Consider the following 20,185-nt stretch of genomic DNA (forward strand, 5'->3'; position numbering starts at 1 on the left):
TTATTGCCGGAATTGAATTGTTAGTTATCCGGTCACAAAATGGCAGAAAGTCAACCATCCATTTGTGGTAGAAATTTATGATCTAAGGCAGCATAGCCGCAACCGAAAAACTTCTTTAAAAAATGACAGGCCGGTGCCCCGGAACCCTTTAACTCTTACACTCTTAACTCTTCCCCTCCAACATCAGAAGTCATTTCACGAATTAGCCCTCACCCCCTCGGTCCCCGTCTTCCAGAATAAAAGTTTGGGAGACGGGGAAGGCTTGGTGGGGGAATTTTCTCACCTGTATTAAAAACACCATTCACGAACAATGGAAATTCGCTATGTCAGCCCGATGCTCATTCAACAATTCAACAAATCAACAATTAAACGGTTTTACTTTCTCACACAGCACAAAAATTTTCTCACGCTAAAGTGTTAGATCTTTTAAGGGAAGTATTCTAATCCGTTCGATTATTGTTGAATTTTTTCAAAGTGCTTAATAGGGCTCCATGCGTTTTTTGAACGGTAAAAACAAAATTCAGGCTACTTACAAAAGAGCAGGTCTCGATCCACTCGGCTTTAAGTGATTCCGCAAGGCGACCGGTTAATCTTTTAGTAATTCATCTTTATGATCCAGAATCAGTTTTAAGCAGGCGTCGTGTTCATTGGGAACTTCGCCGTTGAGAATCGCTTCCAGAATAAACTTTTTGATTTTTCCTATCTTAGGGCCGGGTTTCAGGTTAAAGCGTTCCATGATTTCATTGCCGTCAATAGGCGGTTGGAAATTGCGGATGCGGTCCCGTTCTTCCACTTCTGCAATGCGTTTCAAGACTAATTCGTAATTTTGTAAAAAGCGTTTCACTTTTTTTTCAATTTTAGAAGTAATGTCGGCGCGGCACAGGGTCATCAGGTCGTCCAGTTCATCGCCGGCCAGGTAAATCAGACGCCGAATCGCCGAATCGGTTACCTCTTCGCTTACCAGGGCCATGGGGCGCAGATGCAGACGCACCAGTTTGCAAACGTACTGAATGGTTTCCGTAGGATATTTAAATCGTCGCAGAATGCGTCGGGCCATGCGTTCACCAACGACTTCGTGGCCATGAAAAGTCCAGCCGTTTTTTTCGTCAAAGCGTTTAGTCGGCGGTTTGCCGATGTCGTGAAAGATTGCAGCCAGTCGTAAATTGAGCTTGTCGCTTTTGGCAGCCACATTGTCCAGTACCTGCAGAGTGTGGTAAAAAACATCCTTGTGATGAAACCCTTTGCGTTGTTCCACGCCTTTGAGGGCGGTAAATTCCGGAAAAAAGACCTGCAGCAAGCCGCTTTTGTCTAACAGGAGCATCCCTTTAGAAGGCTGTTCGGCCAGTAAAATTTTGTTGAATTCATCGGTGATGCGTTCCTGAGAGATGATCTCCAGTCGTTGCGCATTGGCCTGGATGGCTTTAAAGGTAGCTGGTTCGATAGTAAAGTTAAGTTGTGTGGCAAAGCGTACGGCGCGCAACATGCGCAGGGGATCATCGGAAAAGGTTTGCCCTGGTTCTAGCGGGGTGCGGATGATGCCTGCTTCTAAATCCTGCCGTCCGTTGTACACATCGATGATCCGGCCAAAGTTTTGCGGTGAAATGTCCATGGCCAGGGTGTTGATGGTAAAATCACGGCGACTTAAATCGGAGTACAGATCGGCCTGGCGCGTGACGGGCTTGCGGGAATCCTGCTGGTACGACTCTTCTCGGGCATTAACAAATTCCAGCTTGTAGCCGTAATATTGAGTCATAAAGGTGCCAAAGCGTGGATAGCGCACCATAGTTCTGAGATGTAAATCTTTTTTAAGCCGGTCAGCGAATTTCATAGCATCGCCAACCACCACAAAGTCGATGTCTATGACCTTTTTGCCTAAAAGTAAATCGCGTACATAGCCGCCAACCACGTAAATCTGGTAACCGCAAGCCTGTGCGCTGTTGTAAATTTTTTTGAACAATTCTTCGTGTGTCATCAAAACGTCCGTTTATAATTTCTTTTGATCATTCCTGTACAGGTAACAAGTACAGGAGCCAGATTATTTCCTGTACAGTGCCTGATAGTTAAGTAAAATTTAAAAAATAATCAAATGGAAGTTTGAGGGAAATTACTGACTGGCTAATATTTGATGGTAATCACGTAAATTACTCAAAATTTCGCTGGCCTTGAGCAATTGTTCGTCTTTTTCCAGGGCCAATTTATGGCGCCACTTGGAGCCGTAATATTTTTCTGCCAGCTCGAGACGCAACAGTTCTTTAATTTGCTCCTCATTGCGAGCAAATTCGATCTGTTTATTAGCCTTTAATTTCTGTTGCAATTGATCAATTAATCCGGCAATGCCTGAATCATAACCCCGTTTTTGCACCAGAGCTTTGAGCTTTTTAAGTTCCCGTTCCCCTTCCAGGGTGAATTCGAATTGCTTTTCTTTAAGAAAATTTTTAAACGATTTGAACAAGGTGGGCGTAATGGTAAAAGTGGAATCCGGCCACTGAGGATTTTTTTGATGAAAACGTACGGTAAAATCAAAGATCAGGTTCTTACGAATCAGTTCAACGGCTACCGGAGCAAGCGAATCATTTTTGGCCGGAACATCGGGTTCGATGCCTCCTTTGTCGTGAACCGGCCGCCGGTTGTGCGTAAAAAACAGATGGCCGGAAGAATCGGCAAAAATTGAATCCACAACGATCACCCCGTCTTTGCCGTAATCCCGTTTTTGAATGCAACGCCCGCTGGGAATGTAATATTTAGCCGTAGTCAGCTTTAATTTTACATCTTTGGACTTGTCGATATTAAACACCTTTTGCACCAATCCCTTGCCAAAGGTGGGCTGGCCTACAATAACGGCGCGGTCCAGGTCCTGCAAGGCTCCGGCCACAATTTCAGAAGCGCTGGCGCTTCCGCCATTGACCAATACGGCCAGCGGAACATCGGGCAGTAAAGGTTGATCCTGTGTGTAAAAACGATACTCTTTTTCTCTGTGCCCCTTGGTGTAAACAACCAGTGTATTCTGCGGCACAAACAAGTTTACCACCTGCACAGCGGATTCTAACAGTCCGCCGGGATTACCCCGTAAATCGAGGATTACGCCTTTTAGTTGATCTGTGTTTTTTAATTTCACCAGGGCCTGTTTGAGCTCTTGCGGGGCTTTTTCTGTAAAACCCTTTAAGCTGACATAGCCGATGCCCGGTGCCACAAAGCCGGCGTAGCCGACATCTTCTAAAACGATTTCAGCGCGTGTCAATTCCACTTCAAAGGGATGATCCAGTCCCGGACGACGGATTAAGAGTTTAACTCTTGTGCCCACTTTGCCGCGCAGTGTGGAGCTCACTTTGTCCAGCGGCCAGTCAGAGATATCTTTACCGTCGATTTTTAGAATGATGTCGCCGGCCTGAATGCCGCTTTTGGCGGCTGGAGAATTTTCGATGGGCGCAATGACGGTTACTTTTTTATTTCGTAGGCCAATTTCCATGCCCACCCCGCCATAGCGTCCGGTGGTGATCATGCGCAGCCGATCCTGGCCTCTATTTTCGATGAAAACCGTGTAAGGATCCAATTTATCAAGCATGCCCTCAATAGCGCTTTCCAGCAGCGGGTAGGGGCGGATTTCGTCCACGTAATAGCGATTAATCAATTCAAAAACTTTTTGCAGATGGTCCCAGCCTTTTTTCAGTTCCAGATAATAGTCATCATCGTTTTCAGGCGCCTGTGCCGGCAACCATTGAACAGCCAAAAAAAGGAAAAGGAAAATCCAGATGTGTTGATGTAGTTTTCTCATATCTCTTCCATGATTTTTTTAATTAAATTTTGAACTATAATTTGGTGAATTTGTTCAACGGCTAAATTGCCGTCAATCACACAGAATCTTCCTTTATTTTTTTCGGCTAAAATTTCGTAACCTTGAAAAACGCGTTGATAAAATGCGCTGCCTGCCGCTTCCAGACGGTCCAGTTGCCGTCCGCTTTTAGGAATCCGTTCTTTTATCTGCTCGGGCTGCAGGCGTAAATAGAAGGTGGTGCCGGGCATTAATCCAAAGGTAGCGGCCTGATTGATCTGTTCCACCATTTGCAAATCAAGGCCCCGTCCATAGCCCTGATAAGCGGTGGTCGAATCGACATAGCGATCAGCCAGAATGAAGTAGCCATTTTCCAGCAGGGGTATGATTTTTTCCTGGACCAGCTGCACGCGCGCCGCGCTGTACAAAAAGATTTCACAGCGCTCGGTCATGCCGGTGTTGGCCTTGTCCAGCAGAATGCGTCGTATTTTTTCCGAAATTTCCGTCCCTCCGGGCTCACGGATGGTGAAAACGTGATGCCCGCGTTCTTTTAAAAATTTTTCCAGCAAACGAATCTGCGTTGATTTTCCGGAGTAATCGAGCCCTTCAAACGAAATAAAGCGCTGTCTGTTCATTAAACCTTTTTCCAATCTCCCTTGTTAAACCGCCAGATGTTTAATCCTAACCGTTCGCTTTCATCAAAAATCTGAATCAACCATAAGCCGGCCAGCCCCATGGAAAAACCAAAGGTTAAAAGGTAAGCGCCGATTATTTCATTAACGATCACCGCGCCAATGGCCAGCCACATCAGCCAGTTTAAATCAGCACAACCGCGCAAATTACCGGAATAGGCTGTGTTGATGGCTTTAGGTACCTGCAAGATGACAAACAGCAGCATGATGTCTTCGCCCAATTGAATGACCTGCAGGTCGCTGGTAAAAATGGCCATTACGTGTTTGGAAAAAATGAACAGTAAAAGGCCGACCAGTACAGCATTAATCCAGGAAACGCGAGCCACCATGTGCCCGCTCTTCAGGGCTTCTTTGTAGTCCCTGGCTCCGATGCTCTTACCCACCAGGGTCATGCCTGTGATGGAAAAGCCCCAGTTGACCATGGAAAGCACGGACTGAATGCGCACCAGCACCTGATGGGCGGCCAGAGCCAGAACATTAATCTGGGCTGCAAAAAAGCTGAGGATGATCTGGCCCATGGACCAGACCAGCTGTTCGATGGTGGTTGGGATGCCCAGTTTGAATAGCTTTTTAAAGGTGGCCATTTTGGGTTGCGTAATTTCCATCATGGCCAGAAAGAGGCTGGATTTATGATTGCGCAAATAGGTAAGCGTAATCAGGAAGCCAACCGATTGAGCAATGCCCACGGCCAGACCGGCGCCAAAGGTTTCCCAGCGGGGAAAGATCCAGAGACCGAAAATCAGAAAGACATCTAAAATCAGGTTCAACACATTCATGATCAGGCTGATAGTCATGGTGAGCAGGGTGTCGCCCACGCCGCGCAAAATGCCCAGACAGATGAAGTTGGTGATGATGATCGGCGAAAACAGGGCCACAGTGCGGATGTAAGTAACGGCGTAATGCCGGGCCTGGGTGCCTTCTTCTTTAATCAGGTTCATCAGTAAGGGAACCACAAAATACCAGAAAAGACCGATTAAAAGCGAAAGAATTAAACCGATTAAAAAGGCCTGTCCTAAGATATGGTTGGCATTCCACTGGTCATCAGCGCCAAGATAACGGACAATAATAATGGAACTACCAACCACAAAGGTGAGCAGAATGCTGAAGGTCAGGACAATAAATTGCTGGGCAATGCCCACGCCGGCCAGAGCCAGAGAAGACAACTGTCCCAGAAAGATGGCCTCAATCAGCCAGGTAATGGTTTGAGAGGACAGATCAATAACCGCTGGAAACGATTGTTTAACAACCTGGGTTAGTGTACCGCCCTTATTTCCACCTGAAATGCTTTCCATATTGTTCGATTAAACCTACCTTAACAACAGTGCGTGTAATTGTTGCAACAAATCGATGAACATCTCCCCTGCGTGGATGGTCTGGGGAGATGGCACGGGCCCTCGCTCCCTGGTCTCCTCTTTCCCGAAAACCGGAGCCAGGGGAAAACGGTGGGGGATTTCTCGCTAATAGTGTAAGAGATTCCTCGTCCTTCCGACAGGTCGGAAGAACATCGGAATGACACCTGGCACGAGCCCTCACCCCGATAAATGGGGAATCGGCATAACATTTAGACCCCGTTCAACCAATCAACCAAGTGTTCATTGAGCGTTAGCGCTCAAAAACAAAAGGCCTCCGTCAGCGACGCTGGCGAAGACCCTGCTTTTCAACGTCTTTTATTGCATGTAATATTCAAGCCCTAAATGCGTAATTTCCTTTTCTCCGGCCATCACGCGCAAAGTGTTTTTCAGTTTCATCAACTGAATAAAGAGATCGTGTTCCGGGTAAAGATTGGGCGCGTGAATGGGGCTCTTGAAATAGAAAGACAACCACTCCTGAATGCCATGAAAATTAGCCCGTTTGGCCAGATCCATGAAGAGAACCAGGTCCAGTACAATGGGCGCCGCTAAAATACTGTCACGGCACAAAAAGTCGATCTTAATCTGCATCGGGTAGCCCAGCCAGCCAAAGATGTCGATGTTGTCCCAGCCCTCTTTGTTGTCTTTGCGAGGCGGGTAATAGTTGATGCGTACCTTGTGGTACAGGTCTTTGTAAAGTTCCGGGTACAATTCCGGTTGAAAAATCTGTTCCAGAACAGACAGTTTGCTCTCTTCTTTGGTTTTAAAGGACTCCGGATCGTCGAGCACTTCGCCATCGCGGTTGCCTAAAATATTGGTAGAGAACCAGCCTTCCACACCCAACATGCGCGCTTTTAAGCCCGGCGCAATGATCGTTTTCATCAGAGTCTGGCCCGTTTTAAAATCCTTGCCGGCCAGCGGCACTTGCTTCTCTTTGGCAAATTCGTACATGGCCGGAATGTCGGCCGTGAGATTGGGCGCGCCATTGGCATAGGGCACCCCTTCGGCGATGGCTGCCCAGGCGTAAATCATGCTGGGTGCGATATCCGGATGGTTTTCCTTCATGGCTTTTTCGAAGGATGCTCTGGTTTGATGAACCGCGCTGTGTTTCATATAGATTTCTGTGCTACCCGTCCAGATCATCACCAGGCGGTCCAGATTGTGTTCTTTTTTGAAGTTGCGGATGTCTTCGCGAACCATTTCGTAATACTCGTACCAGTTTGCTGCTTTTTTGACATGAGGGCCATCCAGTTTTTTGACATAATTTTTGTCAAACACCGCTTTCATAGGTTTAATGGCCTGCAATTCATCCTTTACCTGATCGAGCAACTCTTTTTCAAGTACACCGGCCTTGAGCGCAGCCTGATAGGCGTTGTCTTCAAAAATATCCCAGCCGCCAAAATACAGGTTATCTAAATCGGCCAGGTCAATCAGGTCTTTGATCAACGGATTCCGATGTTCGTCACGTCGTCCCAGGCGAATGTGCTGCATCTGGGTTAAAGAACCGAAGGGTTTGGCCAGCCCTTTGCGTATGGCCAGGACACCGGCAATAAAGGTGGTAGCCACTGCGCCCATACCAGGCAGTAGAACGCCGACCTTACCTTTGGCCGGACTTATTTTCAGGTCTTTCATTTGTTCAATCATAATAGCCTCCTATCTCAAGAATTTGATTTGTCTAATTGATACACATAGTACAGCCGTTGCAGGGCCGTGATGTTGGCAAAAATGGCCACCAGCCAGATTGCCAGATCTAATAAAGTAACCTGGTGCACCTGACCGGTTAAGGCAGCGATGGGGAAGAGGTTTACGTTAAACAGGGCGGCGGCGCCGATGAGCAATACGCGTTCAGCGCGCTGCATCCAGCCCACTTTGGCTTCAAAGCCCAGGCCTTCGGCGCGGGCGCGCACATAGCTGACCATGGTTGAACCGCCCAGAGCTACAAAGGTCATAACAGAAAGCAAATAGGAATCATGGCGTACGTAGTAAGCCGCAATGCCAAAGAACATAATCACTTCAGAGTAACGATCAAGTGAGGAGTCGAACAAGGCGCCAAATTTCGTCGTCCGCCCGGAGGTGCGGGCCAGTTTGCCATCGATCATATCGCACATACCGCCCAGCAGAATGAGCGCGCCGGTCCAGTGAATCCAGGCCGGATTAATGAACAAAACGATGGTGCCCATGGTGGTGATTACCAGTCCCAGAACAGTAAAAAAATTGGGATTGATATTCATCCGCACAAAGACGTTAATCAGAGGATCGAGCAGCGCCCGAAATCCATTTTCCAGCCAGAAAGGGATCAGACCTCTACCTGTTTTCATCTCGTTTTTCCCTTTTGCTTATTCCTTCAATGATCAGTACAATCTCGCCTTTTACGGGTTTAGTTTCCAGATGTTGGACGAGCTGACTGATCCTTCCGCGAAAAAATTCTTCAAATTTTTTGGTTAGTTCCCGGGCCATAACCACCCGCCGATCGCCCCAGCTTTCCAGAAGCTGTTTGGTCGTTTTTAAGATGCGATGCGGCGATTCATAAAGAACGATGGTACGCTCTTCGAGGCGTAATTGTTCGATGCGCGTTTTACGGCCTTTTTTTTGCGGTAAAAAGCCTTCAAAAACGAAGCGGTTGCTGGGCAGTCCCGAAGCAATCAGGGCGCTTAAAAAGGCCGCCGGCCCGGGGATGGGCACCAGACGAATCCCCTGCTCAATACAGGCCCGGGCTAAATGGTAGCCAGGGTCAGAAATGCCGGGCGTACCGGCATCCGAAATGAGCGCAATGGCCTTCCCCTGTTGCAGTAAAGCGATTAATTTTGGCGTTTCCCTCTTTAAATTGTAGCTATGGTAACTGCGCAGGGGGGTATTGATTTGATAATGTTTTAACAGCACGGAAGAGGTGCGCGTATCTTCGGCGGCGATGAGATCGACATGTTTAAGAATGTGAATGGCCCGCAACGTAATATCCGCCAGATTTCCAATGGGAGTTGAAACCATGTACAAAACGCCCTTTTCGATGCTTTCCACCTTTAAAAGCCCCAATCACGTGAATACCGGTAGTCCTGGTTGATCGTGCGGTAGGATATTTTGGCAATAAGCGGCGGCCGACGCTTAAACTGGCTGCGTTGCATTCGGCGGTAAATGTCATCAATGATTTTCTGGGCATAACCCATGTCCAGTAACATCTCGTTCGAATAGCGCAGATCGACCATGTAATAGAGCAAGCGATCAATTTCCTGATAGGTGTAGCCCAATTCCTGTTCATCGGTCTGTCCTACCCACAGGTCGGCTGAAGGGGGTTTTTCGATAATTTCACGCGGCACACCCAAATATTCTGCTAATTGCCAGATTTGCGTTTTGTACAGGTCGCCAATGGGATTGATGGCACTGGCCAGATCGCCGTGAATGGTGCCGTACCCTAATAGTAATTCGGTTTTATTGCTGGTGCCAATAACCAGCGCCTGATATTTGGCCGAATAATCGTACAAAAGGCACATGCGTTCGCGGGCCATCTTATTGCCCCTGCGCACCGCGTCGGCCTCGGGTTCCTCGGCAAAAAAAGCGTCGACCATGGGTGAAATATCGCGGACAAAATAGTTGATTTTTAACTGCCTGGCCAGTTTTTCGGCATGTTCACGACTTTGCGGATTGCTCAGGCGATAGGGCATGATCAACGCGTAAACCTGTTCAGGCCCCAGGGCGCGAGCCAACAAGCAGGCCACCACCGAAGAATCGACACCGCCGGAAAGGCCCAGCACGGCCTTCTTCAGCCCCACTTTGCTGATTTCCTCGTACAAAAAACGCAGCAGAATATCACTGACGACCTTTGGATTTATTTTAAGAATGTCCGCCTTCACCGTTGTACACCTTTTTGTCCCGATCTTCTGTTGGCGATTGGGATTGCTTCGTCGCTACGGAAAAGCACGTCCGTCAACGCCATTTCATTTAAATCCTAAAAGTTTACATAATTATTGTACAAGATTCAACTTAACTTGGCACCAGGCAGCTTGTTTTCTATGAGCACAGAGCGCTGCCAGTAAAAAGAAAAATAATCTGCCAGAAAAGCCAGAAACCTTATTTCACTTTAGCCAGATATTCGGCAAGGTACTGGTAAGGTTTGGTAAGCTCGCCGCGGTACACAATGACTGCCCGTTTAATTTCATCAGGCAGGCCGCTTTTTTCCAGCGGTTGATCCAGATCGGCGTTGATGATCGCTGGCACAAAGGGCCATAACTGAGCGCTGAAAAAACGGGAAGCATCGTTGGGTAGCTCTGCCGGCAGATTGTCCACGGCCAGTAAAACGATGCCCTGGCCCGTGTAGCCCTCGCTAATGGACCGGGTTTCCGGATGAACCAGGTAGGCCGGATGGCCGGAATCCGTGCTTTTTACATTGCATTCAATAGAGCCATTGACATCGCAGGTAATATCGGCAATACCCTGCAGGCGGAGCTTGCCGACTCCTTTTAACTGAGCCAGGTTATCCCAGGTTACAAAACGCGGATAGCGTGCATCCCAGTAAATGGCATTGACCAGGATGGACAGATAAGGCAAATAGCGTTCAAACACAGAGTGGTACTTTTCGGGATGTTGGTAGTAGTCCTGAAGTTCGAACGGCCGGCCTTCATTGTGCTGTACCAGGTGTTCTTCTTTAAAGACGGTAAGGTACACCTTATGGGCGTCAAAGTTTCCTTGTTTAAAGAAATCAGGCAATTGATCGGGCTCGATGCGTTCTGTGGGCAGGGCATCAAAAATGTACTGTGCGCCTCTGGAAACATTGCCGTAGCCCAGAATACCAATGACCAGCGGATTTAGCTCGGCGGGTAGTCCCTGATCTCTAATTTCCTGTCCAATTTGTTCAATATGGTCGTGGGCCTCTTTAACGGAGTGGTAATGCAAAGCCTGTTTGCAGCGCGCAAAAGGCGTTGACAGGCCGTGGGCCTGCCAGTGCTGTCCCATCAACCACAGGATGTCGATGGCTCCAGCGTCTCCGGCAAAGCGTCCAAAAAAGACCAGGCGCCGGCCCTGATCGTCAGTGATCTTTTCATAATCGATCAAAGTGGATTGGCCATCGATGATCTGCTTCAACATGGGCATATTGTCTTTTTGGCCCTTAATGGTGTGCGAGAAAAAGAGATAGGTCTTTTGATCCAGCAGCTTTTCGCGGGGAATCTCTTTTACGCCCAGGATGATGTCGCCAGGCTCCATGCTCTGGCAAATCTGGGCGCCAGCGGCCTGGTACTCCTGTTCTTTGAAAAAGCGTTTATCGGATTGTTGCACAAAGGCTCTGGACGGCGTTTTTTGCAGAATCCTGGCCAGGTCGTCGGGCACCAGCGGTGCGCGTCGTTCCCAGATGTTTTTGTCTTCAGCGCGAATGAGAATGCTTTTCATGGGTGCTCTCCATTTAAGTTTCCAAAAAACGAACGTTCATCTGTCTTGCTTTGCAATTGGCAACGGCTCTCTGTCTCCTGCCCGGTAACTACTGGCTGAAAAGGCAGGAGGCAACCCCATTCAAATAAAATCCTTAAGCAGGACAGCAAATAATCAACCATTGTAAATGAAAAATTCCCGCACAATGGCAGACATCATGCGGGAATGAAATATACAAAGTTTAGCGGTCAAAATGCAACCGCAAAGGCCGCTGTTTATTTTACAGCCAGGTCGATCTTTCGACCAGTTTGATATTCATGGTTTCCAGTTCGGCCAGCACCGGTTCATAAATTTCCGGAAGTACGGGGATGTGTACGCCGCTCAGCTTGATTTTACCTTCCACAATTAACCGCGTGGCAATGGCAGCCGGTAAACTTACGGTGCGTGCCATGGAGGTGTCTCCATGAGGGATCCCGGTATCCACCATGGTGGATGTAATTTTTTCCCGTTTGCCATTGGTGTACTCGGCAATGAATTCGTGGTGTTGCAGCAGTAAATCAACTTCGCCTTCGTGGTACACCAGTTTTTCTTCCAGGATATGGGCAAACATATCAAAAATGGAGGCCTGGCCCAGAGGGACCTTGATATCGGACAGTAAGCCTAACCATTCCATCTTTTTGATGGTTACCGAATAAGGCGGAATGTTGAGCAACCGGGCAATATCCTGTACCAGATTTTTCCCATCGCTGTTGATCAGGCGGGCTATAGCCTGTTTGACTGTTAATTGGTCAAAGTCCACTTTAAAATCCTGACGCAACAGGCCCAGTTTTTTAAAGTAGTTCCAGGTTTCGCAATGACCGATATTACGCAACGTCCCGCGATACATGGATTGCGTTTCCTGAATGCCGTAGAGGTCGATGTAAGGCAGAGCATCGCGATTGACATAAGCCTCAAAGGTGCCGGCGCCGGGTACGTCTAAAAACCAGTAATGTTCAAATAGCTGTTCGCCGGGCACTTTAACCACCTGGCCATCTTTGAGATACTGGCCGTCATTTAAGGCTGCCAGCATCACGCCCACCGGACTCCAGGAAAATTTGTAGCCCAGGGGGTTGTTGTTGTCCTGCAAGGCCGGCAATCCGCCGCAATAGGAATAAAAACTGACGATCTTTCCGCCACGATTTTTTACATTGTTTATGATTTTCATGGCCGCCATGTGGTCAATGCCCGGGTCCACACCGATTTCATTCAAGAACAAAAGGCCCCGTTTGCGAGCCTCTTCATCCAGGGCCTGCATTTCAGGTTTTACGTACGAGGTGGTTACCATGTGTTTGTTGAGTTCCAGGCACAAATTGGCCACCTTCATGTGGTGAATCCAGGGCAGCAGACTGATGACCACATCCGCTTCGGCCATAACCTGACGCAGAGCGGCCTGATCAGTAACATCTAACTGTTGGGCGCTACCACGGGGGTGATTTTCGATTAAGCGCTCGGCTTTGCTGACCGTGCGGGAAGCAACTTTCAATTGGACATCGGTTTTTTCCAGTAGATAGCGTACTAACGGACGGGCCACCAAGCCGGCTCCAAGGACTAATACTTTGTTCATAAATCGAATCCCTTTCTTGTTTCATTTTTACCTTTTTCTACAATAAACACTGGTTTGATAACTTAATGAATTAACAGGAAAGTGTAAAGTAAAATTTCCACTTTTTTTACCAACAAAATAGCTATCAGTGCAGTTTGAACGGCATACTTACTAATGGCAGAAACTCCTTTTTGCAACAGGAATTAATCACGTCCCATCCTGTTTTTTCGTCCAAGTTAACGACTGGAGTGCAGTTTTGATTGGTTTTATTTTCAAAAAAATTGTATTTTAATGGCTAAGGAGATTTAAAGCCTGGAACGATGAATGAGCCTAAAGGGAAAAAAGAAAAAGCGTGCCGATTTTGAACTGGTCAAAAGAGCCAAAGCCGGCGATGGCCGCGCTTATGATCAGTTAATGGAAATGTACCACGATGCCGTTTTTAACATCATATTACGCATGGTTCACAATCGCCAGGAAGCAGAAGATCTGACCCAGGAAACCTTTATTAAAGCTTACAATTCCATTACCTCTTTTAATGAAGAATACGCCTTTTCTACCTGGTTGTTTAAAATTGCCACCAACCACTGTATCGATTTTTTTCGCAAGCGGAAATTGAAGACCTATTCCATGGACGAACCTGTAAAATACAAAGACGAAGAAATATCTCATGAGTACGCTGACACCAATCCAACCATTGACAAGGCCCTGGTGGCCAATGAAAAATCAAAAATCATCCATCAGGCCATAGAAAAACTACCGGAAAAATACCGCACGGCCATTCTGTTGCGCCACCATGAAGAAAAGAGTTATGAAGAAATCGCCGAGATTTTAGATCTGCCGCTGGGTACCGTAAAAGCGCGCATTTTCAGAGCCAGAGAGATGCTGAAAAAGATGCTCAAGGACAGTTTGTTCTAAAGCAGCAGAGCCGCAACCAAAAAACTTCTTTAAAATAATGACGGGCCGGTGCCCCGAAACCCTTTAACTATTACACTCATATACTCTTAACTTTACTCCTCCAACAGCAGAAGTCATTTTACGAATTAGCCCTCACCCCCTCGATCCCCCTCTCCCAGAATAAAAATCTGGGAGAGGGGGAAGGCATGGTGGGGGAATTTTCTCACCTATGTTGGAAATACCATTCACGAACAATGGGAATTCGCTGTGTCAGCCCAATGCTCATTCAACCCTTCAACAAATCAACAAATCAACAATTCAACAGCTTAAATCACTCACTCAGCACAAAAATTTTCGCATCCCGCTGTGGCGGGATTAGATCTTTTAATGGAAGTATTCTAACCCCCCGTCCCCCTTCTCTTCTTTTAATAAAGGGAAGGGGGAGTAAATTGTGCCGCTTTGCTGAGTTCCACTCTGATATGTTAAGATATTTTGCTATTTTCTATTTGCAATCTTTGCCCACTTTGTGAATGCTTTGCCTGTCCGGTGGCCAGACGGGCCTGTCCGGTGGCCAGACGGGCCTGTCCTACGGCCGGACAAGCCTGTCCCCGAAAATCGGGATTTCCGCTTCGCTCCATCCGGTTGCGCCTGCCAGACGGTTCTGTTCTCGAAGATCGGGATTTGGAATTACGCTTGGCAGGAAGCCTCATTGATTGTCATTTCGACAGATACGTGGAGCGAAAGCGACGTGCATAGTGGAAAAATCTTGCGTCATACTTAAAAACGTCTCGAGCTGAAGCTCGAGTTACGTTGCACCTGCGAATTGTCTGCAAGTGGAAGGGATTCTTCCTCCCGATAAATCGAAAATAAAATGACACTCGGCATGACACCTCAGCCCCTGTCGTCTCTTTTTTTTACACTAAAATTTTACGGCTTCGCCATTGGCTCACCCACTTCACGGCTGGTTCGGGTGCCAATTCTAATTTTGTTCGATGCCCATTTTATTGTAAATTCTGGTTTAAACTTAGAATGAGGTTTTGTCATGAAAATTGGTTTTCTTGGCCTGGGTATTATGGGCAGCCGCATGGCTCAAAATTTACTCAAACACGGTTTCAGCTTGATTGTTCACACAAGAACCAAAGAAAAAGCAGGCTCTCTTTTATCTGCCGGCGCCGAATGGGCCGATTCTCCCGGCTCGTTGGCCCAAAAAGTCGATTTTTTAATTACCATGCTTTCCACTCCAGAAGTGATAGAGCAACTGGCCAGCGGGCAGGAGGGTTTTCTGGCCCATTTGCCACATGGTAGCCTGTGGATGGACTGCACCACAGTTAATCCTTCGTTTTCACGTAAAATGGCTGCCCTGGCAGAACAAAATCACATCCGCTTTGTCGATGCCCCGGTGGCGGGTTCCAAAAAACCGGCCGAAGACGGCCAGCTTTTGTTTCTGGTAGGTGGAAAACGGGAAGATGTTGTTTTCTGTGAACCTCTTTTTAAAGCTATGGGCAAAAAACACATTCATGTGGGCCCGGTTGGTCAGGGTTCTGCCATCAAGATGGTCTTCAACCTGCTCCTGGGTGAAGCCATGTTGGCCTTTGCCGAAGCCCTGGCTCTGGGCATCAAAATGGGATTAGACAAAGATCGGCTGCTGGATATTCTGGTGCCCGCTCCAGTAACCGCGCCCTTTATTTCCGGTAAATCGGAAAAAATCAGGAATGAAACATTTGATGTGGAGTTTCCGTTGCAATGGATGCAGAAAGATCTGCAACTGGCCAGCCTCAGCGCGTATGAACAGGGTCTGGCTTTACCGGCGCTCAATGTCATCAAAGAGGTTTTTGCTCAGGCCAAACAACAGGGCCTGGCCCAACAGGATTTTTCGGCAATTTTTAGCTTCTTAAATCAACCATAAAATGGGGAGACGTTTATGAGCACTTTGAAAGAGTTACTTGACGTAGCGATTAAACAGGAACAGAATTCCCAGAAATTGTATCAAAAGGGCATGGATATTGCCCAGGACGAGGAAACAAAACAGTTTTTTAAACGATTGCGTGACGAAGAGATCGAACATGAAAAAATGCTCTTTAATATACGGGAAACCGAATTGTACGATCTGAATGTGGAAATTAATGATCCCCAACTGCTTGAAATGGCCCGCACCTCACATGGCAGCGACGACCTGTACTTACCGGAAGATTTGACCATTGCCGACGTTCTGGAAATGGCTATGAAACGGGAAAATACCGCCCGCATCCGCTACGAACGGGCAGCCAAACTGGCCCGCGAAGACGAAGTTAAAGAATTGTTGGGCAATTTAGCCAATGAAGAAGAAACCCATAGGCAACATGTGGAAAAGTACTTTAAAATGCACAAGGGACTCTTTGGCGAAGAGCTTTAAGTTCTACCGGCTTTCCTCCGGGGAAGCCGTTTTTTTTACCCAAAATGCCTTTGCCGAACAATTTCGAATAAAATAATCGCGGTTGAAACGGAGGCATTGAGCGAATTAACATGACCATATTGGGGAATCTTAACCGTTTGACTGCACAATTTTAGTAAATTTTTACGTACGCCCCGGTTTTCGCTACCGATTACCAGAGCCAGCCCCCGCCTAAAATTGGCCTGATAAATGGTTTGGCTGGCCGAAGGCAGGGCCGCAAAGCTTTCCACATCGTTTTCCCGCAATTGCAACAGAACTTCATCCAGGTTGGGCGTTTGCCAGAACGTACAATAAAAGAGCGCTCCGGCCGAGGTTTTGGCCACAGTCGCATTGAGTGGCGCGCTGCCTTTTTCCGGTAAAACAACGCAATCTACTCCGGCAATTTCGGCGGTGCGCAACACTGCGCCCACATTGTGCGTATCCTGAATGTGATCCAGAATCAAGATCAGAGGACATTCATTGGAAGCAATCAATTCCCAGAACTGCCCGGAGCTTAGAAAAGGATTGAAGTCCATTTCGGCCGCTACTCCCTGGTGCACTACAGGACCGACAAATGTTTGCAATTGATTCTTAGGAATGCGTTGCACAGTAATGGCCCCATGCTGGCAAGCGCTTTCGATTAATCCAATGACCTTGCCCCGCGCTTCGCGGGCTAAAAACACGCGTTTAACTGTGTGCCTGGAACGAAGCGCTTCCAGAACCGGTTGTCTGCCATAAATAAACATGGTTGCCTAACTTTTCGGTGAATCTGATGGACAATTTAGCAAGCGCCCCCTTTGAATGCAAAACGTTAATCTTTGATTGAAGAACATAAATTGTGTAAATTGGCGGTTAGTAAAAAATATTTTTGACTTCAGGAGTAAAAATGCAAATTGGAATTGTTGGTCTGCCCTTTTCGGGCAAAACAACGCTCTTTTCCACCCTGCTCAAACACAAATCGCAGGAACCTGGCGGAAAAATGAGCGCCGAACGGGGCGTGGTCAAGGTACCGGACGAACGGCTGGATACCTTAACCAAAATGTTCAATCCCAGAAAGAAAGTGAACGCCACCATCGAATACATTAAGGTACCCGGACTGGAAGGAGAGTCTGCCGGAACGCATGGCTTACCCGCTCAATTTCTGGCCAATCTGAAAACGGTTGATGCGTTGCTGGTGATGGTACGCGCCTTTGAAAATGAATATTATCCCCACCCACTGAACCGGATCGACTCCAAAGCGGACATCGAGTACATTAATTCTGAATTTTTACTTAGCGATCTGGGCATTGTGGAAAACCGCTATGAAAAACTTAAAAAACTGGTTCTTAAAACCCAGGATGAAAAAGACAAACGCGAGCTGCAATTATTCGAAAAATTAAAAGCTCAGTTAGAAGAAGAAAAGCCCCTGCGCGAGCTGGATTTTGAGCCGGCCGAGCAATTGATTCTCAAAGGCTATCAGTTTTTGACAGCCAAACCGGTTCTGTACGTCATCAATATTGCGGAAGATGCCATCCCGGAAGCGGAGACAATTGAACAAAAATACAGCGAGTACGTAGGTAAAAATGCCGCGGTAACCTCGTTAAGCGCCGAAATTGAAAAAGAAATTTCTGAACTGGAAGAAGAGGACGCTAAAATCTTCATGGAAGACCTGGGCATCAAAGAGCCCGCTTTACACAAACTGATCCGTAAATCCTACGAATTGTTGGGTCTGATTTCTTTCTTTACCGTGGGCGAAGACGAATGCCGTTCCTGGCCCATCCGCAAGGGGACCAATGCTCAGAAGGCTGCGGGCGTCATCCATACCGACCTGGAAAAGGGCTTTATCCGCGCGGAAACCGTTCACTACGACGACCTGGTGCGCCTGGGCTCCATGGCCGCCTGTAAAGAACACGGCCTGGTTCGTCTGGAAGGGAAAGACTACATTGTTCAGGATGGCGACATTCTGAACATCCGGTTTAATGTTTGAAGACCCTTTTTGCAAAACGATTGGTTATTGAACGCATACGGGTTTTTTTTGCGGAAACGTGAAAACTACGTTTGGAGAATGTATTCATGCGTAAAGTTTTACAACTTCTTTACGAAACTAAAATCAGCAATGAATGGTAGTGCAACTTTTTGGGTTCCATGGATTTTATGAACATTGACCTTAGTCCCAGAAGCAAGTCAGATCATCGCTCATGCTATGTGTTGGACACCAACGTTCTTCTCCATGACCCAGCGGCTATCTTCCGTTTTGAGGAACACGTTGTGTTAATTCCGCTCTTTGTGCTGGATGAAATCGACAGTAAAAAAAGCGATCCGCAACTCGGTTTCAATGCTCGTGAAATCAGCCAAAAATTAGAGCAGCTTATTTTACGTACAGAACGTTACGATCAGGGTATTCTCATTCCAAACGGCAAGAACGGTCTGCTGTTTTTTGTCAACAATTTTATGGCTAAAGATTTTCCGCATGAGCTGGCCCTGAGTTACAAAGACAATGCCATGCTGGCTCAAATCATGGGCTTGCAGCAGAGTTTTCCAACGCGTAAGTTCATCCTAATTACTAAAGATCGAAATTTACGTATTAAGGGCTGGGCTCTGCAGATCGCCTGCGAAGACTACCAGCATGATAAAATTTCTGAGGAATATCTGGACAGCTTTTTCCAGCCGGTTAAACAGATCACTCTGGAAGAGGATGAGATCAATCAGTTATTTAAATCCAAAACTTCGGAAAACTGGGCCATCCCTTACCGCAAGAAGTGGCATTTAGCTGAAAACGAGGGGGCAGCACTCTTTGATCCCGGCCAGCAGTTTTTTGGCATGGCCATGCGCAAGGGCCATCTGCTTAAATATTTCGATTACTATTCCACTAAAATTCTGGACATGCCTCCTAAAGTACTGGACACGGAAAATTACCAGTACAATTTTGAACAGGCTGTTTGCATGAAACAGGCCATGGATGATGACATTAAAATTCAGATCATCATTGGTAAAGCCGGAACAGGAAAAACACACATTGCCATGGCTGCTGCGCTGGAAAAAGTTTTTAAGGAACGAAAATACGATTCCATTAAACTGATTAAACCAATTATCACCAAAAGCAGACTGGGTGAGGATGTCGGGTTTTTACCCGGCTCCTTAAAACGCAAACTAATTCCCAAAATGCGTCCTTTCATGGAAAAGCTACGCATGTTTACCAGCGACCAATCAGACGAAGGATATCGTAAATTACTGGATTCCGGGGTCATTGAACTTTTGAACCTGGCTGATATTCGTGGCGCCGACCTGGCCAACTCGTTTGTCATCTTTGATGAAGCGCAGAATGCCAATCCCTTTCAGATGCGTACCCTGGGTACGCGATTGGGTGAAGACACCAAGCTAATCGTTTTAGGCGACCCCACACAAATCGACAGCGTGTACCTTGATAAGTACAGCAATGCCCTGATCAATCTGTACGAAAATGCCTTAAAAAATCCTACACCCTTTATTTCTCACATTTGTCTGATTCAAATGGTGCGCTCACACACCTCGCAATGGTTTGAATCAAACATTCAAAGCGGACGCTGATTATTTCAACAATATCATTATTACGCACCTGCCTGATGGCGCCGTTTTCCACCACCAGAAAATGAGACTACTGGCCGGCACATTTCCCTGAACATTCCATTCTTACTTATTGTTTCACTCTTTTTTGAGTCAAGCTATTTCAAAACGAGACAATCGCTTAATTCACCTCCTGAAAGGGACGAACTCAAATTTCCCTTTGCTGGGCAGGGCAACCTTGAAGTCCTCATTGGGAGGGGTTAGGGGAGGGTTTGCTTTTAAGGAAAAAGGAAAAAAGATTAAAGATGAAAGATTAAGGATTAAAAAAATGGGAGGCTTTGGTTGTTAGAAGGGGCGACCCAACTCCTAAGGCAACAGAGCCGCAACCAAAAACTTCTTTAAAAAATGACAGTCCGGTGCCCGGAACCCTTTAACTCTTACACTCATTTACTCTTAACTTTACTTTTCTAACAGCAGAAGTCATTTCATGAATTAGCCCTCACCCCCTCGATCCCCCTCTCCCAGAATAAAAATCTGGGAGAGGGGGAAGACCTTTGTGGGAAATTTTCTTAATTGTCCGGCCGCTTTAGCCGGTTGGAGCGCAGCGGAAAT

The 20,185-nt window shown here is 47.0% G+C and carries 17 protein-coding genes; 5 read left to right on the forward strand and 12 right to left on the reverse strand.

Translation table 11 applies throughout. From position 1 onward, the window contains the following. Positions 1-586: 586 nt before the first annotated feature. The 10 genes from ACWB0I_RS11430 to ACWB0I_RS11475 form a co-directional block, all read right to left on the reverse strand. Positions 587-1,972 (reverse strand): CCA tRNA nucleotidyltransferase, encoded by a 1,386-nt coding sequence (locus ACWB0I_RS11430; protein ID WP_479388197.1) that lies wholly within the window; start codon positions 1,970-1,972, stop codon positions 587-589. A gap of 132 nt (positions 1,973-2,104) precedes the next feature. Next, complete coding sequence (locus ACWB0I_RS11435; RefSeq protein ID WP_479388198.1) at positions 2,105-3,772, reverse strand: S41 family peptidase; 1,668 nt, start codon at positions 3,770-3,772, stop codon at positions 2,105-2,107. Then, the gene (gene tmk, locus ACWB0I_RS11440; protein ID WP_479388199.1) at positions 3,769-4,404 is read right to left on the reverse strand and encodes a dTMP kinase; all 636 of its coding nucleotides are present in this window, start codon (positions 4,402-4,404) and stop codon (positions 3,769-3,771) included. The genes ACWB0I_RS11435 and tmk overlap by 4 nt, the downstream gene beginning before the upstream one ends. Further along, positions 4,404-5,753, reverse strand: coding sequence for an MATE family efflux transporter (locus ACWB0I_RS11445; RefSeq protein ID WP_479388200.1), 1,350 nt, complete (start codon positions 5,751-5,753; stop codon positions 4,404-4,406). Before ACWB0I_RS11445 ends, tmk begins: the two co-directional genes overlap by 1 nt. A gap of 375 nt (positions 5,754-6,128) precedes the next feature. Continuing rightward, positions 6,129-7,454, reverse strand: a complete 1,326-nt coding sequence (locus tag ACWB0I_RS11450; protein WP_479388201.1) for an inositol-3-phosphate synthase — start codon at positions 7,452-7,454, stop codon at positions 6,129-6,131. A gap of 14 nt (positions 7,455-7,468) precedes the next feature. Continuing rightward, positions 7,469-8,128 (reverse strand): CDP-alcohol phosphatidyltransferase family protein, encoded by a 660-nt coding sequence (locus ACWB0I_RS11455; protein ID WP_479388202.1) that lies wholly within the window; start codon positions 8,126-8,128, stop codon positions 7,469-7,471. Then, positions 8,115-8,825, reverse strand: coding sequence for a 16S rRNA (cytidine(1402)-2'-O)-methyltransferase (gene rsmI, locus ACWB0I_RS11460; RefSeq protein ID WP_479388203.1), 711 nt, complete (start codon positions 8,823-8,825; stop codon positions 8,115-8,117). The genes ACWB0I_RS11455 and rsmI overlap by 14 nt, the downstream gene beginning before the upstream one ends. A 2-nt stretch (positions 8,826-8,827) precedes the next feature. Further along, the gene (locus ACWB0I_RS11465) at positions 8,828-9,655 is read right to left on the reverse strand and encodes an NAD+ synthase (RefSeq protein ID WP_479388204.1); all 828 of its coding nucleotides are present in this window, start codon (positions 9,653-9,655) and stop codon (positions 8,828-8,830) included. A gap of 217 nt (positions 9,656-9,872) precedes the next feature. After that, a complete protein-coding gene (locus ACWB0I_RS11470) occupies positions 9,873-11,186 on the reverse strand; it encodes a bifunctional lysine ketoglutarate reductase /saccharopine dehydrogenase family protein (protein WP_479388205.1) in 1,314 nt (437 codons plus the stop codon). Between the two features lie 259 nt (positions 11,187-11,445). Next, complete coding sequence (locus ACWB0I_RS11475; protein WP_479388206.1) at positions 11,446-12,768, reverse strand: saccharopine dehydrogenase C-terminal domain-containing protein; 1,323 nt, start codon at positions 12,766-12,768, stop codon at positions 11,446-11,448. A gap of 303 nt (positions 12,769-13,071) precedes the next feature. Between ACWB0I_RS11475 and ACWB0I_RS11480 the strand changes: the two genes are divergently transcribed. Beyond that, positions 13,072-13,662, forward strand: coding sequence for a sigma-70 family RNA polymerase sigma factor (locus ACWB0I_RS11480; protein WP_479388207.1), 591 nt, complete (start codon positions 13,072-13,074; stop codon positions 13,660-13,662). A 461-nt stretch (positions 13,663-14,123) separates the two neighbouring features. On the opposite strand, the gene ACWB0I_RS11485 is transcribed toward ACWB0I_RS11480, so the two are convergent. Next, positions 14,124-14,279 carry a hypothetical protein gene (locus ACWB0I_RS11485; RefSeq protein WP_479388208.1) on the reverse strand — a complete coding sequence of 52 codons (156 nt, stop codon included), beginning with the start codon at positions 14,277-14,279 and terminating at the stop codon, positions 14,124-14,126. Positions 14,280-14,683: 404 nt separating this feature from the next. Between ACWB0I_RS11485 and ACWB0I_RS11490 the strand changes: the two genes are divergently transcribed. Beyond that, the gene (locus ACWB0I_RS11490; protein ID WP_479388209.1) at positions 14,684-15,547 is read left to right on the forward strand and encodes an NAD(P)-dependent oxidoreductase; all 864 of its coding nucleotides are present in this window, start codon (positions 14,684-14,686) and stop codon (positions 15,545-15,547) included. Positions 15,548-15,562: 15 nt separating this feature from the next. Further along, complete coding sequence (locus ACWB0I_RS11495) at positions 15,563-16,033, forward strand: ferritin-like domain-containing protein (RefSeq protein ID WP_479388210.1); 471 nt, start codon at positions 15,563-15,565, stop codon at positions 16,031-16,033. A 35-nt stretch (positions 16,034-16,068) separates the two neighbouring features. Here ACWB0I_RS11495 and rlmB read toward each other — a convergent pair whose 3' ends face one another. Next, a complete protein-coding gene (rlmB, locus tag ACWB0I_RS11500) occupies positions 16,069-16,797 on the reverse strand; it encodes a 23S rRNA (guanosine(2251)-2'-O)-methyltransferase RlmB (RefSeq protein WP_479388211.1) in 729 nt (242 codons plus the stop codon). Between the two features lie 140 nt (positions 16,798-16,937). Here rlmB and ychF point away from each other — a divergent pair, with 140 nt between their 5' ends. Both ychF and ACWB0I_RS11510 read left to right on the forward strand, forming a co-directional pair. Further along, the gene (gene ychF, locus ACWB0I_RS11505; RefSeq protein ID WP_479388212.1) at positions 16,938-18,017 is read left to right on the forward strand and encodes a redox-regulated ATPase YchF; all 1,080 of its coding nucleotides are present in this window, start codon (positions 16,938-16,940) and stop codon (positions 18,015-18,017) included. Between the two features lie 167 nt (positions 18,018-18,184). Further along, positions 18,185-19,597 (forward strand): PhoH family protein, encoded by a 1,413-nt coding sequence (locus tag ACWB0I_RS11510; protein ID WP_479388213.1) that lies wholly within the window; start codon positions 18,185-18,187, stop codon positions 19,595-19,597. Positions 19,598-20,185 lie beyond the last annotated feature (588 nt).

Source organism: Caldithrix sp. (genome assembly GCF_056497305.1).

What these genes read in the sequence shown, in the direction of transcription:
- ACWB0I_RS11435 (WP_479388198.1), bottom strand. Translation starts at nt 3,772, where the DNA reads ATGAGAAAACTACATCAACACATCTGGATTTTCCTTTTCCTTTTTTTG.
- ACWB0I_RS11490 (WP_479388209.1), top strand. Translation starts at nt 14,684, where the DNA reads ATGAAAATTGGTTTTCTTGGCCTGGGTATTATGGGCAGCCGCATGGCT.
- rlmB (WP_479388211.1), bottom strand. Translation starts at nt 16,797, where the DNA reads ATGTTTATTTATGGCAGACAACCGGTTCTGGAAGCGCTTCGTTCCAGG.
- ACWB0I_RS11480 (WP_479388207.1), top strand. Translation starts at nt 13,072, where the DNA reads ATGAGCCTAAAGGGAAAAAAGAAAAAGCGTGCCGATTTTGAACTGGTC.
- ACWB0I_RS11470 (WP_479388205.1), bottom strand. Translation starts at nt 11,186, where the DNA reads ATGAAAAGCATTCTCATTCGCGCTGAAGACAAAAACATCTGGGAACGA.
- ACWB0I_RS11485 (WP_479388208.1), bottom strand. Translation starts at nt 14,279, where the DNA reads ATGGAGCGAAGCGGAAATCCCGATTTTCGGGGACAGGCTTGTCCGGCC.
- ACWB0I_RS11430 (WP_479388197.1), bottom strand. Translation starts at nt 1,972, where the DNA reads ATGACACACGAAGAATTGTTCAAAAAAATTTACAACAGCGCACAGGCT.
- tmk (WP_479388199.1), bottom strand. Translation starts at nt 4,404, where the DNA reads ATGAACAGACAGCGCTTTATTTCGTTTGAAGGGCTCGATTACTCCGGA.
- ACWB0I_RS11445 (WP_479388200.1), bottom strand. Translation starts at nt 5,753, where the DNA reads ATGGAAAGCATTTCAGGTGGAAATAAGGGCGGTACACTAACCCAGGTT.
- ychF (WP_479388212.1), top strand. Translation starts at nt 16,938, where the DNA reads ATGCAAATTGGAATTGTTGGTCTGCCCTTTTCGGGCAAAACAACGCTC.
- ACWB0I_RS11510 (WP_479388213.1), top strand. Translation starts at nt 18,185, where the DNA reads ATGAACATTGACCTTAGTCCCAGAAGCAAGTCAGATCATCGCTCATGC.
- ACWB0I_RS11450 (WP_479388201.1), bottom strand. Translation starts at nt 7,454, where the DNA reads ATGATTGAACAAATGAAAGACCTGAAAATAAGTCCGGCCAAAGGTAAG.
- ACWB0I_RS11455 (WP_479388202.1), bottom strand. Translation starts at nt 8,128, where the DNA reads ATGAAAACAGGTAGAGGTCTGATCCCTTTCTGGCTGGAAAATGGATTT.
- ACWB0I_RS11475 (WP_479388206.1), bottom strand. Translation starts at nt 12,768, where the DNA reads ATGAACAAAGTATTAGTCCTTGGAGCCGGCTTGGTGGCCCGTCCGTTA.
- ACWB0I_RS11495 (WP_479388210.1), top strand. Translation starts at nt 15,563, where the DNA reads ATGAGCACTTTGAAAGAGTTACTTGACGTAGCGATTAAACAGGAACAG.